The sequence below is a fragment of the Methanopyrus sp. KOL6 genome (genome assembly GCF_002201915.1).
Lineage (GTDB): Archaea > JAADCQ01 > Methanopyri > Methanopyrales > Methanopyraceae > Methanopyrus.
On sequence record NZ_CP019470.1, the window covers coordinates 779,478 to 794,148 of the forward strand.

A 14,671-nucleotide genomic window follows, 5' to 3' on the forward strand; every position below is an offset into this window, starting at 1 on the left:
CTCGCCTCACCCTACTCTTCTTCCTCTTCTTCTTCCTCTTCTTCCAGTACCACTTCCTTCACTACCTCCAGCGCCTTCCCGACGTCTAGATTCAAGCCCCACTTCTTGGCGGGATCGATGCCGTCTTCACCGTACGTCAGCTGGATGACGTTGTTGGCGCTGTCGCGCACGCGCCCTTCTGAGTCCACAATCAGGTCCAGAGCGGTAGTCACATAGCGTCGGTGTAGATAGCCCGAGTCCGCCGTTCTGAAGCCCTTGTCTATGAGTCCCTCCCGACCGCTCATCGCGTGTAGGAAATACTCGACCATGTCAAGACCTTCGAAGAAGCCGGAACGGACGAATCCTCCCTCCTTCACACCCGGGATGAGGCTCTTCTCGAAGTGCGGTGTAACGCGATCCGTGTACGAGTAGTTCACGATCTTCTCCATGATGTGCTCCGTGTTGTGCTTCGCCCGATGTGGACGCTCACCCATCACGGCCTGCTGACCGCCGATCAGGGCCATCCTCGCGATGTTAGTGATACTTCCACGCGCACCTGACTCCGGCATGATGTACGCCGGGTTGAACAGGTCACGGTGCTTCTCCAGTAGTCTCTCGGTCTCCACTCGCGGCTGGTTTAGGATGGCCATGACTTCACTCTCGACATTTCTCTCTAACATCTCGCCGCGCTCGATCCGGCTCCGGTTGCAGGTCTCGTACTCCTCGAGCTCCCGGAGTCTCCGCTCGCCCCGCTCGATGATCCCCTTCGCCTCCTTAACAGCTTCGTCGCACAGCCGCTCCACCTTGTCCCGGAACCTCTCGTAGATATCCTCGAACTCGTCTATACCTAGCGTGAACCCGTATCTCGTCACGAACCGGAGACCGAGTCGACCGATCTTATCCATTATCCTCAGTGTGATCTCAGCGGCCTCGAACCACGGGTACGACTCACCCTTCGCTATCTTCCTAGTCGCGTAACGGTGGACGATCTCGGTCATGATACTGTGGACGGTCTTCTCGTCCAGGAACCCACGCACGATGCGCCCCTTCTCAATCACTACTTTACCGTGCTCCTCGTCGTCCGGACAGACAGCATTCTCCAGCTCTACTCCGTCCATCCAGTCCGGCAGGAAAACACTCAGCAGCTGTCGTCCGGTTACGAGCGGCTCACCTTTCCTGGGCTGCCCGCAAACGAACTCTAGCTCGTGTATCTCCTCCTCAAACCCGCGCCGGTACTTCGCCTCTGGCTTTAGCTTCACCTCCGTGGGCTTGAACCAGTCACCCTCCTTCTTCACCTCTTCCAGGAGCTGGTAGGCCTCCCTTAGCGGTATCCATGCCCTCGACAGCAGGTGGATACCGACGATCGCCTCATGGATGGGACTGTTACGGACGTCCTCGTGCCCGTTCTTAGGTGGCCATAGGTGGTACACGTAGCAACCCATCAACTCTCTGACTTCAGCTCGGGCCTCCTCGGACTGTGGCACGTGCAGGTTCATCTCGTCGCCGTCGAAATCCGCGTTGAACCCCACCCCCATATAACACGCCGCTGGAAGTCTGAACGTCCTGCCGGGCATCACCCTCACTCGGAAGCCGAGTTCCGACTGGATGTGCAGCGTCGGTTGTCGGTTGAACATCACTGGATCTCCATCCATTAGGTGACGCTCGACGACGTCTCCAGGCTCTAACTCTTCCGCGAGCTTCTCCTTGTTTTCATCAGTAACTCTTATCCGGCTCCCATCCCGCTTGACCACATAGTTGGCTCCCGGGTGCTTGTTCGGACCGTTGAGTACCAACTTCCGGAGTCTGTCGATGTTCCACTCGGTGACCCGCTCCGGGACTGTGAGCTCCTTGGCGATGGCTTCGGGGACACCCAGTGTAAACGGATCGAGCTCAGGATCTGGTGTGATGACGGATCTAGCCGAGAAGTTGACACGTTTACCTGCCAGATTCTGCCTGAATCGACCTTCCTTACCTTTCAACCGCTGCACAATACCCTTCAGCGGCTTGCCGCCGGTCCGGTGCCTGGCGACTGGTACTCCTCCGATCTCGTTATCGATGTACGTGGTAACGTGATATTGTAGCAGGTCCCATTGGTCCTCGATAATCGGCTCGGGGGCACCCGCCTCGAGTGACTCCTTCAGCCTAAGGTTTACCCGGACGATATCCACGAGCTTATGCGTCAGGTCGTCCTCGGCACGTTCGCCAGTTTCTAAGATGATCGAAGGCCTCATGGTCACAGGCGGTACCGGCAGGACAGTCAGGACTGCCCACTCCGGCCTAGCCCGTTCCGGATGGAAACCGAGGATTTCGACGTCCTCATCCGGGATCTTCTCTAGCCACGCCCGTATGTCTACGGGCCACAGCCGTTCGTCGTCTATCATGATCGTCGTGGGTTTCTGATACGTAATCTTCCTGGACTCGGCGCTGCAGTGCGGGCACGATTCACGCTTTTCAGCCCGATCTACCACCTCCGCCGCAACCGACTTGACGGGCCTGATCCCCTCCCTGATCTCCCGGAGGTAACTTTCGATCTCGTCCTCCGGTAGCTTAACCCTCCCACACTCCGGGCATGTGGCCCGCAGTACGTCCTTAATCCTCTCCGCGTACCTGGGGTGTAGGACCGGGCGGGCGAGTTCTATATGACCGAAATGACCTGGGCAGCGACCGGCCGGCTGACCGCACGTCCGACACCTGAGGCCGGGATCGATGACGCCCATCCTGGTGTCCATCACGCCTCCCTCGATCGGGTACCCGTCCTCGTCGTACGTCTCCGGGCTCGTTACCTCGACCTTGGACATCTTACGGATTTTGTCGGGCGGTAGAATTCCGAACAGGATGCGCTTCACGTACTTGGGTGGATCTTGAACTCGAGGTCCTTCCACATGGGTCATTCCTCCTCACCCTCCTCCCGTTCGGACAGCGAGCCGACCTCCAGCACGGCGTCCATGCAGAACGACTTCAGCTCGTCGAGTAGTATTTTGAACGCGTACGACATCTCGACGCGGTCGGCCCGCACCTCGCCGCATATGGGACAGATCGTCTTGCCCGTCGCGGCGTGCACGTAGCACAGCTCGCCACAGTTTGGGCAGATATACGCCTCGTACTTGTCGGACTCGTCGAGCAGTCTCTCTTTCAGGAACAATGAGGTGCCCCAAGCCACGAGGTCATCGCGCTCCATCTCTCCGAATCTGAGACCACCCTCTCGGGCCCTTCCTTCCGTCGGCTGCCTAGTGAGTACCTGCACCGGACCGCGCGATCTCGCGTGGTATTTGTCCTTCACCATGTGATACAGCTTCCGGTACAGACACACCCCGATGAAGACCTCTGCCTCGAGCTTCTGTCCAGTACGACCGTCGTACATTACCTCCTTGCCGGTGGGCTCGAACCCCAACTCTCGGAGCATCTCCTTGATTTCCTCGTAAGCCTCCTTCGGGTTCGAGGTGAACGCGGAACCGTCGATCCTCTTCCCGCTCAGTGCAGCCGCCTTACCCGCGAGCGTCTCCAGGATATGTGCCATGGTCTCACGTGACGGTAGCGCGTGCGGGTTGAGTATCAGGTCCGGCGTGATTCCGTCCTCGGTGAACGGCATGTCCTCCTCCGGGACGATCATCCCGATGACTCCTTTCTGACCGTGCCGTGAGGAGAATTTGTCACCTAGTTCCGGTATCCGTTCGTCCCTGATCCTCACTTTTACCAGCTTGTGCCCGTCGCTGGTCTCGGTGATAATCACGGAGTCCACGATACCGGAGTCGGTGTGCCGGATGGCCGTGGAGGACTCACGCCGTTCCTCTGCTGGTAATTCCTCCGGTCGGAACTCCTCGAGGAAGCGCGGCGGGCTCGTCTTTCCGATGATCACGTCGCGGCCCTCGACGCGCTCCCCTACCTCCGCTAGTCCATCCTCTCCCAAGTGCTTGTACGCGTCCTCGGACCGGTATCCTCGCACTTCCTTCTCCGGGATGCAGAACTTGTCTTTCATCCCACCCGGATACGTCCGTGCTTCGTCCTCGAACGTCTTGAAGAAGAACGACCTCGCTAGACCGCGCTCGATCGCGGATTTGTTCATGATGATGGCGTCCTCCATGTTGTAACCCTCGTACGTAAGCACGGCGACGATCATGTTCTGACCGGCCGGCCGCTCGTCGTAGTCGAAAGCTTCCGTGCCCCTGGTCTTCACGAGCGGTCGGTGCGGGTAGTACATCAGGTGACCTCGGGACTCCATCCGGAGGGGGTGGTTCGCGGCGTAGAAGCCCAGCGCCTGCCGCGTCATATTCGTACCCATCGTGTTACGCGGCGCCGAGTTAGACTCCGGCCATGGGATACAGCTGCAGCACGTCCCGAATATCGCGGCCGGATCCAATTCCACGTGCGTGTACTTCTTCCGCTCCTCCTTAGGCATCGAGTAGAACTCCTCCAGAGACTGGGCGATGAGCGCGTTCTCCTCCTCTTCGGCGTCCAAGAACTCGATGACGCCTTCCTTCTCTAGGTCCTTCCACGAGATTTCTCCTTCTCGGAGCTTCTCCAGGTGCTCCTCAGTGAGCTTGACCTCGCCGTCTTCCACCACCAGTAGCGGACGGACCACGCGTCCACGGTCACAGTTTACGTGCACCTCGTTCAGGTCCTCGTGGTAGGCGATGTTAACCCTCGGATGCAATACACCTTCCCGTCGCAACTCTCGGACTTTCTCCACGAACTCCTCCGGGTCCTCCACGTATCCGATCAGTCGTCCATTTAGGTACACCTGGGTCATCTCTTCCTCGCGTTCGGGGCCCTTGAGAACGTGCTCAACGGCCTTATCCACACGAGTCTCCACGTCGTCCCGCACGCCACCCTCCTCGTTCGACACGGGTTCGGGATCCCCCTTACTCGGTTTCGAGCCCGATTTCCTCCAGGATCTCGATCACCTCATCCTCATCCGCGTCTTTATGGACGACCTCGGCGTACAGGGCCAGGTTTTTGATCGCACCACAATTGGCTCCCTCTGGGGTCTCGTTCGGGCACAACCGACCCATATGTGTCGGGTGCAGGTAACGGGCCTCCTTCGGGATCGACCACTTACCCACACCTAGCTCCGTAGCGGCCCTGATCCTCCGCAGGTGCGACATGGTGGACATCCAGGTATGTCGTTCGAGAATCTGTGAGACTCCGGTTCTTGGCCGGTAGTGGCCCGTCCTCCAGGTGCCGGTCGACATACAGCTGCGGATGTGGTCCGTGACCTTGTCCGGACGCACGATGTACCGGATGGTGGGCTCGCGACCCCGGGAGTACGCGCGTTCGAACTGGTACCTCATCTCGCGGGCCAGCTGCTGGAACGCGTATTCGTAAGCCTCGTACAGGAGGTCTCCCGCCAGCTTGATCCGTTTGTTCGCGTAGTGGTCGCGGTCGCGTACGCTCTTCACCTTGACCTTCCGGTACTTCAGCTCTAGCACCTCACGTACCATCTTGAGTACTTCGTCGGCTTTCTTCCGGAAGACCTCCTTCAGCTTCTCATCGTCGTCCAGGTCGTCGACCTCGGCGATGTGCGGTAGGAAATATTTAGCCAGTACCTCCTTACCCCGCTGAATCCTCTCCTTACGACTCTCGTCCGGTCTCGACAACCTGCCGATGTACTCCAGTGCGTCCTCTTGACTGCCGATCTCCTCCTTCACGAGTACTCTCATCTGCTCCGCCATGATCGTGGCGAACTCGGGACCAACGCCTTCCATGATCTCCTCCTCGGTCAGCCCCAGCGCCCGCAGCAGGATCACCACTGGGAATTTCCGGTACACGGCCGGCATGTCAACGACCAAGTGACCTTTCCGGTCGATGACGTCTACTGGACCTCGGTACCGCTCACCCCGAGAGTATACCCGGGAGCGAACCTCATCCAGCACACCACGCTCCCTGATCTTCTCGTTCACCAACCGGTTCGGTGCGATATCCTCCAGGGACACTAACACGCGTTCCGACCCGTTGATGATGAAGTAACCTCCAGGGTCCTTCGGATCCTCGCCGACCTCGATCAGCTCCTCCTCCGACAGGTCGTAGGTGTTACATACCTTCGACCGGACCATCACAGGTAGCTCGCCGACGTAGACGTTGTCCCGCTCGACCTCCTCCCCGTCCTCGTACATCACGATCTCCGCGTACAGTGGCGCTGAGTAGAGCATGTTTCTCAGGCGAGCTTCCATGGGGTAGATCTTCCGGCGCGCGCCGTCTGGCTCTATCGAGGAGGGTTCTCCCACCTCAATACTCTCGAACTCGATCCGATAGCTGGCTCCCTCCACCTCCGGTTCGATCGGTTCCATCTGCTCAATCAGCTGTTGTAGACCCTCGTCTATCAGCCAGTGATAAGACATGAAGTGATGGGCGATGAGAGGGTGTGTCTTTACATCACCAAGGAGTTCCTCGTTCCTACGTAAATAGCCTTCCAATAACGCCAAATAATCCTCCTCACTCAAAGACTTGACGGGCTCGGCCATCGGACTCCCCCTATTCGGGTGGGTTGATCACGACCCGGTACACCACGGTCTTACCGGCGGTCGGACTGTCCCGGACGATTTTGATCAGACTCCCAGGCTTGATCCGCTTGCCGAGTTTCTCGCTTAGCGCCACGACCACTGGGTCGTTCGTGTGGATCCTCGGCAAGTCGTCTTTCTCCACTCCGAGCTCCTCCAGTATCTTCTCGATCTCCTCCTCGTCGTCGATGACCTCGTGCTTCGGCACGAGCACGTGATTCAACACCACGTCCGGATCCAACCGCTCCGCCATGCTCCTTCCCCCACCCAAAGGGGCACGTTTCTACGCACAGACCACAGTCCACACACGATGCTTCCGAGAACCCCAGGAAGATCTCCCGCACGGCGGCCACCGGCGGTATTATACAGTCCACCACGGGGCAGATCTCCCAGCAAGTTCCGCAGAGCTCGCAGTCTTCCCTCACGACCGCGCGTCCCTCTTCCAACCGCAGAGCCCCTTCCGGGCAGTGCTCTAAGCACAGACCGCACCCCGTACACCTGGACTCTCTGATCCACGGATATGGCATGAGGTGCTCCGCGACGCGCTGGACGAATGCGATAGGACACAGCATCGAGGCCACATCGGAAGGCAACCGAGGTACCTCGACGTCCTCACACAGCCTACAGGTCGCGCAGAAGGCATCAACAGGCCCTTTCCGAATCTCCAGTGAACCAGCTGGACACATCGCGGCGCACTCACCGCAGGCTACGCATGCCCGGAACTTCAGGCCTGGCCGGAACTCACGGAAATCCCGATACAAAGTCAGATTACCCGGAGTACCGTTCTACTCGGGATTCACCGGCCCGGTTCTCTATCCTCCAAAGCTCGTCCGCGGCGTCCTCGAGCTCTTCGTCGTGGGTGACGACGATGGCCTGGCGTACGCGCCCCTCACCTAGCTCCAACTCTCTTAAGGCTTGCGCTAATCGCTCCCGGTGTTCCGCGTCCAAGTGCACCGTCGGTTCGTCTAACATTATGAATGGAGCGAAGCTCGATCCCACCATGGCGAGCGCCAGGCGCAACGCCAGCCCGATTATAATTTTTTCCCCGCCACTCATTCGGTCGGCCTCTATGAAATGACCACCTGGCACGGAGACACGTATCACGGCCCCGTCATCCTCGATCCTCAACGATCCATACCGGTCCGAGAGATCCTGCAAGATCTTCGAAGCCTCTCGCTCTACGGCGGGTAGCACCCTCTCTCTGGCGACGTCACGGGAATGTCTGAACACCTCCTTGCAGAGACTGAGCACCTCCACGACTCGCTCCAACCTCTCCTTGCGCTCCTTCGCCTCTCGGTACCTTCGCACCTGTTTCTCCAACTCTTTCTTACGTTTTTCCATCTCATTCAGCCTTCCTCTGATCTCACTGAGTTCATCCCTGGCTCTTTCGTACTCCTTTTCCACCCTCTCAATCTCCTCTTCCAATCTATCCCGGGACCCGTATCGCCTCTGTAGCCCCTCCAGATCACACTTCACTTTCTTCAACTTTTCCTCGGCGTCTTTGATCTCCTGTTCGATCCTCTCTAACCTCTCTCCGGCTTCTTTGGCCTTCTTCACCTTCTCTTCCAGATTACGGTAACGTTCGAGCTTCCTCTCCGCCTCTCGACGTCTCCGCTCCACGTCATCCTTCTTCTCTTCGAGGCTCCGTAACTCCCCCTCGACGTCTTCCAAATCGCTCGGCGTTCTTCCGATCACCCCTCTGAAGCGGTCCAATATACGTTCCAATTTACCTTCCAGTTGGAGAACCTTCTCGCGCCGACGCTCTCGGTCCTCCAGAAGACTTTCAGCTCTCACGGCCAGATCGCGCAACTCGGGTAGCAACTCGGGTAGTCGATTTCTTTTCACACCCAGATCGTGCGACAAGTTTGATAGTTCGCCTTTGATTTCCTCGGTCTTCTCCAACTCCCTTACTAACTCCTCACGACGCTCCTCCCGACGACCCAGTTCCTCCTTTGTGCTCTCCAACTCCTTCTTCACCGATTCGAGCTTTTCCTCCAGTTTCCTACGTTCCTTACGTAGATTTCCCTCACGTTCCCGAAGACGTTCGAGCTCCCTCTCCGCATCGTGCAGCAACTTCTCGGCCCGCTCTCGTGGCAGTTTCCTAAGGCAGACTGGACACTCGCCCTCGGCTTCCCTGAGACTCTCGATACGCTCCTGTAGTTCCTCTCTTTTCACCTCGATTTCCTTCAGCTCCTCTCGAATCTCATCGAGGCGCTCTTGGATTTTCTCATACTCTCTCCGCAGCCCTTCTTCCTGATCTTTCAACTCTTCCAACTCGTCGTGTATCTTCTCCAACTCCTCCCTGAGATCCTCCTCACTCTTAATGTCGCGTAACCGTTCCGAGACCTCCACGATCTCCTTTTTGAACTCCACCAGACTCTCCGGGTCGATCCCGGTCTCCTCCCTTAACTCCTTGAGCTCTCGTTCCACACTTTCCAGTTCCTTCTCGGCGGATTCCAACTTGTTCTTGACACTGCGGTAATCATCACTGAGGTTCCTCAGCTCCTCGATGCGTCTCCGTAGTTCCGCCTCCTCTTCCTCGAGCTCACGTATTTTGGACGGGATGTCACCCAGTCTCCGAAGCTCCCTTTCAGCTTCCCTCCCCTCTTCGACCTCCTTCCGTAGATCGTCACGTCTCTCCTCCAGGTTCCTGATCTTGTCTTCCAGTCGCCGTCGTTCGTGCTCCAGCTTTTCGAAGTCATCCTTCGCCTCTCGCAGTTCGTCCAACCGCTCCTTCAGCTTCTCGACCTCGGGCTTCAACTCCTTCTCCTTCCGTTCCAGCTCTTCGAGCTCCCGCTTCACTTTCTCGAGCTCGTCCTCCGACCCTTTTAACTCCTGGACCCGCTCTCTGAAGTACTCGAGACTCCTCTCTGCCTCCCGGAGTAAGTCGTGTGCCCGATCACGGGCCTTCTTGAACTCCGCTAACCCGAGAGTCCTGTCGACGATCTTCTTCCTTTCCTCTCTCGTCGCTTCCACGAGCTTCGCGATCTCTCCCTGACCGATGTGCACTGCCTCCCGAAATACGTCCCGGTTCACTCCGCCCAACGCGTTCATGACCTCACGGTCGACGTCCTCAACACGCCCCGAGGCGACGACTTTCCACCCGTCGCCCTCATCCCTGTACAGTCTTGGGTTCCTCTGCCCACCGCCACGGTAGAACTCTCGTCGCACCCTGTACCGATGCCCGTCCACTCCCCAGAACACGACCTCCACCACGGCCCTGCGCTCTCCTTCCCTTATCAGATGGTCGTAACTCCGGAACGTACGCGGGAAAAGCGCCAGAGTGATGGCCTCCAGTACAGTAGTCTTACCTGCGCCGTTTGGACCTATGAGTACGTTGATTCCTTCACGGAACTCGATCTCGGTGCTACTGTGGGACCTGAGGTTTTCTATCCTCACACGCTCGATCATTCGATCATCACCCGATCCAGCGGTCCAGTGAGGGCCGGCCGGAGGACCCGAGCTTAGACCCCGTAGTGCGACTCATCCCTTCGGACGACGTCCCACGTCCCCCGACGTTCACCTCCTCACCATCCACCTCAGGGCGCTCTTCTTCCTCTGATTCTTTCGGTTCCTCCGAGGACCCCTCCGAACCCTCCGACCCCGGTTCTCCCGCGACGATACTTTCGACGTCCTCCAGATCGGGAGGGTTGTCCTCCCGGACGCCCCTCAGTATCTCCAGCGCCACCTCGACCACGACGTCATCCGGCACGTCCACGCGGTTCAGGGTCGCGGCCTTGGCCTTCTTAACACCATCTCGGATTATACCTTCGAGGTTAATCGGTCCTCGGGTCTCGTCTCCTCCCTCGACCTCACGCCTCCGCTCACGTAGCTCCACCACGCATCGATCGGCCCCAGCTTCGATAGCGACCTTCTCGACATCTTCCGGGGATGCGTTTGTATCCTTGACTACCACCTTAACGATCTGCCCACGCTTGATCTTCCTACGTAGTTCCTCTTCCCAGCGTTCTCCCCTGACTTCCACTACGGATAGTCCTCGACTCCACTCCACCTCAACGAACTCGTGTTCGGCGAGTCCGTCTCGGTCGAACTCCACGAGGAAGAAACCGCGACGCCCGTGCGTGCCCCTCTCGTCCCTGATCTCCCGGAACGTCAGCGGCTCGGGGCTCCCGGGATAAGGGGCCGGATTCCCGTGGATCTTCTCCTCACGACTCGGGACGTGGACGTGGCCCATCGCGTAGTAATCGTGTCCCTCAGGGAAGTACGCGGGTTCCACGACCTCGGACTCGTCTGGGATAGTCCCAGGGAGGGCTTGGTGGAAGATCGCTACGTTGACGTCCGCCTCAGGGTCAGGTCTGTACTTGGATCTGATGACCTTAGCCTTCTCAACGAACGAGTTCTTCGGCAGGTACTGGAGCCCGTGGAACGTCACACGTACATCGTCGAAGGTGGCCGTATACCGATGCCTCTCAGGACGTCGCTCCGAGTAGTAGAGGTGCCGGACCAGTCCCATCCGCTCCAGCACGGAGATCGGAGAAACGGCACCTTTCCTCCGGCGGATCTCGTGGTTGCCCGCGGTCGCGACGGTTTCGACACCGTCTTCCTTCAGCTTCGAGAGCTCCTCCACGGCCAAATACAGTGCCTCAGTCTTAGGCCGTGCGTGCTCGAAGAGATCACCCGCGATCACGAGTACATCCACGGAACACTCGCGGACCTCCTCCATCAGCCGCTCGAACGTCTCCATCACGGCCTCTTCTCGGGAACGTAAGTTCATTAGGGCGTGACCGAGGTGGACGTCTGCCACGTGGGCCATCCTCAAGGTCAGATCCCCAAGTCCAGGTCCTCTTCCGCATCGGTCTCCTCCCACCGCTCCACGATCTCGAGAACGTCCGGTGTCTCGCCGCCATGACGGGTCTTCCTTGGCCTGACGTCCACGAACGCCGGGATCCGGATCGCACTACCAGTCACGAACGCCGTGCCGGTGGGTAACCCCTTGATCCGCTCGAGAGCCTCCTTAGTGATCCCTTCACCGCTCTTCCGGATGTTCTCCAGATCGTCCGGGTTGGCCGTACGGAGGACAATCATGGTGTTACACTGAGAGAGAACGGTCGTGTCCACGCGGCCCGGTCGCTGGCTCACGACGCACAGTCCGGCCAAGAACTTCCTCCCCTCTCGAGCGAAGTCTCGAACGACGGATAACGCGGTCTTGGAAGAGGACCTCTCCTCACCCGCCGGAGCGAAGTTGTGGGCCTCCTCCAGGACGACGAACACCGGCGGGATCTCGTCCCTCTGTCTGAGCTCGAACAACCGCCTCAAGAAGTGCGTGACCACGATCTGCTGCGCCCTGTCCGGAACCCCACGCAGGTTCAGGACCAGCACGCGACCCGGACGCACGTGCCGCTTAAGATCAGGAGACTCGGACGTGTCAAAGATTCCGTACCTCAGCAGCGGGCGTAGGTCCCTCAAGACCGCCCTCGCCGCCTGGTATTGCACCACATCTCCGCTGGCCCTCGCACGCTTCGCCTGAGCGTCAAGCTCCTCGACCACGTCCTCAAGGGAGTACTTCTCACCTTTTTCTCTGTACCTGCGCTGCAGCTCCCTCACGACTTCCTCCAGCACCTGTGGCGCCGCCTTACGCTTCGACAACTCCGGAGCCAGCACCTCGAAGTCGTCAACCTCGAGCTTGGTCGTGTCGATCGTGATATGGTAGTCCTTCAAACCTTCCGAGTGCGGGGGAGCGAAGATTTCCACGTCGCTCAGTCCCTCGGGCTCCAACCCCCATCGCTCCAGTCGCTCCCGATCGTACGAAGGCTCACGCAGGCTGGTGTACTCCCCGTGCGGATCGATCACCACGACCGGAACGCCGTGCCGCACCGTCTCCTCGATCAACACACCTACGGTGTAGCTCTTACCGCTACCCGTCATTCCGAGCACGGCGCAGTGGAGCGTTATCAGCTCGTTCAGACCCAGGAAAACCCTCGCCCGGGAATCCTTCAGACGTCCCAGGAACACTTCACCCTTCGAGAACAACTCCTCAAGCTCCGATTCAGGCAGCCGGTAGACAGCGTCCGTGGGCCTCGCAGGCATCCTAGGATCACGGAGCCGCCCGTCCTCGAGCGCCCCCAGCACCTCGACCCTAGCCACGACCGTCCAGTCCAGCTCGGGCACGGGCCGTCCGCTCACCATCGAAGCCTTGGCAATCTCACCCTTGATCCCCTCGTGCACGTCCCGGCGCACGTCTTCCACGCGACCCAGGAGCTCTCGACCGTCCGAGTCCGGCTCCCGCACGACCACGTAATCTCCCACACCGACGTCCTCCGCGTCCCGGCTCACCACGAACGTAAACTCACGAACGGACGGGCTCTCATAGACGTACCCGACGACCTTACGATCCACCATCCTCACCCCCGTGCCTTACGTGAATCTCCCGCTCCGCCTCCGCGCTCGACCTGCGCCTGGGACGCGACTCCCGCCGAAGCTTTCGGAACACCGTGAAGATAACGTCGAACCGTCCGTCCAACGCCAGCTCCGTCAAGACCTCTTCCTCTATCCAGTCAACCAGAGACCTTCCAACCTTCGCGAACTCGTCGGCCATCACCAGTGGGAACGGTATTCCGTACCCACCGTACTCTATCGAAGTACCCAGAACGACGCCGGCCGCTTCATCTGGGTCCACGAACTCCGGGATCTCAACACGAACTGGCGGTGAATACTTAGTAGTCCGCACGTAGAACGTGAAGACGGAGTATCCGGTGGCCTCCTCGAACTCACGAACTACCGGGTAATCCCCGTCCGGAAGTTCGAACGCGTGCGTGCGCTCGCCGACCTCCAGGACAGGACCCCCGTTGAGTTCACGGGAGAGTGCCACTGGATCGTTCGGAAGAGCCTTCAGCGGGAGGTCCTCCCCCAACTCGTCCCGCACGTCCCTGAGCAGGTGCTTCGCCTTACAGTCCTCCACGATACCCATCACGACGGCGTCTTCCTCCTCGCAAACCTCCAACATTGCCCGTCGAGCATCCAGGATTCGACCCCAGTAATCCCGTCGGTTCGGACTGTCTTCGTTCGCACCTTTCAGATCATGGTGTGGTACAATCGGTCCGTCCAGCATCACTACCTCTCCACCGCGCTCCACCGCCCGAGTAGCCACGTCGGACTCCAACTTCACGCGCCTCGCCGCCACCCTCATCTGCGGGGTCCTCGTCCTGGAGAGGACGCCGAAGTCCCACGAGGAGAACACGTCCGCCTCCGACCAGGCCGCCGCCCGTGTCACGTAGAGAACGACGCCCTGGTACTCCCTCATCCCCTCCCCGCCGTCCACACCGAACGTGACTTCGGGGTCCGGATGTTCCGGCTTCACCTCCCGCTTGCGCTCCGCTACGACCTCCAGTACGCGGCGCAGGACCGGGTTCCTGACAGGAGAGACCCGTCGATACACGTTGATAACATCCTCCGCAAGCTCCCGCCGACGCCGCGAGATGTCCTCTAACAACCGGCCGTAGTCCCGGCCGCGCCTTACGCGACCACGCTCCAGAAACCGGTCGAGCTCTCCGGCCAAGGGAGACGTTCTCCCCGTTCACTTCGACGTTTCCCCAGACAGGGTGCCGATAACTAGATTGCGGGAGGTAGAACGTTACGATATTCATAACAATTTACAGTTTTGGCGCCCCGGCCGGGATTTGAACCCGGGTCCCGGGCTCGACAGGCCCGGATGATAGACCGGGCTACACCGCCGGGGCTCGCCCTTCCGCACCTTTCTACCACCCGCCTAATTATAAACTTTACTCCTTAACCCGCTCCACGACCACCTTGATGAGTCCTCCTCCCGTCACATCCACCCTGTAGCTCGCCCATGATCCCTTCACTGGGTTCGGGATCTCGCTGGCCGACTTCGGACGTCCGTACAGTGCCACGTAAACTTGCAGCAACACATTACGCTTCAGCAGGTCCACGACGCCCGTGGAGTTGTTGCCGGAGTAGCTGAGCTCGTATTCTACTCTGTCACCACTTACCTGGTATCTCACCACCGATAAGTTACCCGATACCTCCAAATTATCCACTGAGACCCCGACAGCCACCTGCTCTCGAGTCTTCGCGACGGCATCGCTCACAGCCTTCTTCACGCAGTACCACTCGTATTCTGGCCCCATGTACCGACCCGCAATGAACGCCGCCGTAAGTACGATAATGGACAACAGTACGAACTCCACCGATACCTGGCCTGACGTGCGAGTGTCCAT

Annotated in this window: 9 protein-coding genes, 1 tRNA gene and 1 pseudogene; all 11 read right to left on the reverse strand. The window is 59.2% G+C overall.

Annotated elements, in window-relative coordinates; genetic code table 11:
- Positions 1–11 precede the first annotated feature (11 nt).
- Positions 12–2,870, reverse strand: coding sequence for a DNA-directed RNA polymerase subunit A' (locus BW919_RS04385; protein WP_088335827.1), 2,859 nt, complete (start codon positions 2,868–2,870; stop codon positions 12–14).
- Positions 2,867–4,726, reverse strand: a complete 1,860-nt coding sequence (gene rpoB / locus BW919_RS04390; RefSeq protein ID WP_088336497.1) for a DNA-directed RNA polymerase subunit B — start codon at positions 4,724–4,726, stop codon at positions 2,867–2,869. Before rpoB ends, BW919_RS04385 begins: the two co-directional genes overlap by 4 nt.
- A gap of 112 nt (positions 4,727–4,838) precedes the next feature.
- Positions 4,839–6,437 (reverse strand): DNA-directed RNA polymerase subunit B'', encoded by a 1,599-nt coding sequence (locus BW919_RS04395; RefSeq protein WP_088335828.1) that lies wholly within the window; start codon positions 6,435–6,437, stop codon positions 4,839–4,841.
- A gap of 10 nt (positions 6,438–6,447) precedes the next feature.
- Complete coding sequence (locus tag BW919_RS08045; RefSeq protein WP_088335829.1) at positions 6,448–6,726, reverse strand: DNA-directed RNA polymerase subunit H; 279 nt, start codon at positions 6,724–6,726, stop codon at positions 6,448–6,450.
- A 13-nt stretch (positions 6,727–6,739) separates the two neighbouring features.
- Positions 6,740–7,159 (reverse strand): annotated as a pseudogene (locus tag BW919_RS08180) (4Fe-4S binding protein); the annotation flags it as partial.
- 82 nt (positions 7,160–7,241) lie between these two features.
- Entirely contained in the window at positions 7,242–9,884 is a 2,643-nt protein-coding gene (locus BW919_RS04410; RefSeq protein WP_088335830.1) for an AAA family ATPase, read from the reverse strand.
- A gap of 7 nt (positions 9,885–9,891) precedes the next feature.
- Entirely contained in the window at positions 9,892–11,247 is a 1,356-nt protein-coding gene (locus BW919_RS04415) for a DNA repair exonuclease (RefSeq protein WP_232452949.1), read from the reverse strand.
- Between the two features lie 8 nt (positions 11,248–11,255).
- Positions 11,256–12,833, reverse strand: coding sequence for an ATP-binding protein (locus BW919_RS04420; protein ID WP_088335832.1), 1,578 nt, complete (start codon positions 12,831–12,833; stop codon positions 11,256–11,258).
- Complete coding sequence (locus BW919_RS04425) at positions 12,820–13,989, reverse strand: DNA double-strand break repair nuclease NurA (protein WP_088335833.1); 1,170 nt, start codon at positions 13,987–13,989, stop codon at positions 12,820–12,822. Before BW919_RS04425 ends, BW919_RS04420 begins: the two co-directional genes overlap by 14 nt.
- A 103-nt stretch (positions 13,990–14,092) precedes the next feature.
- Positions 14,093–14,170 (reverse strand) — tRNA-Asp (locus tag BW919_RS04430).
- Between the two features lie 42 nt (positions 14,171–14,212).
- Positions 14,213–14,671 carry a class III signal peptide-containing protein gene (locus BW919_RS04435; RefSeq protein WP_088335834.1) on the reverse strand — a complete coding sequence of 153 codons (459 nt, stop codon included), beginning with the start codon at positions 14,669–14,671 and terminating at the stop codon, positions 14,213–14,215.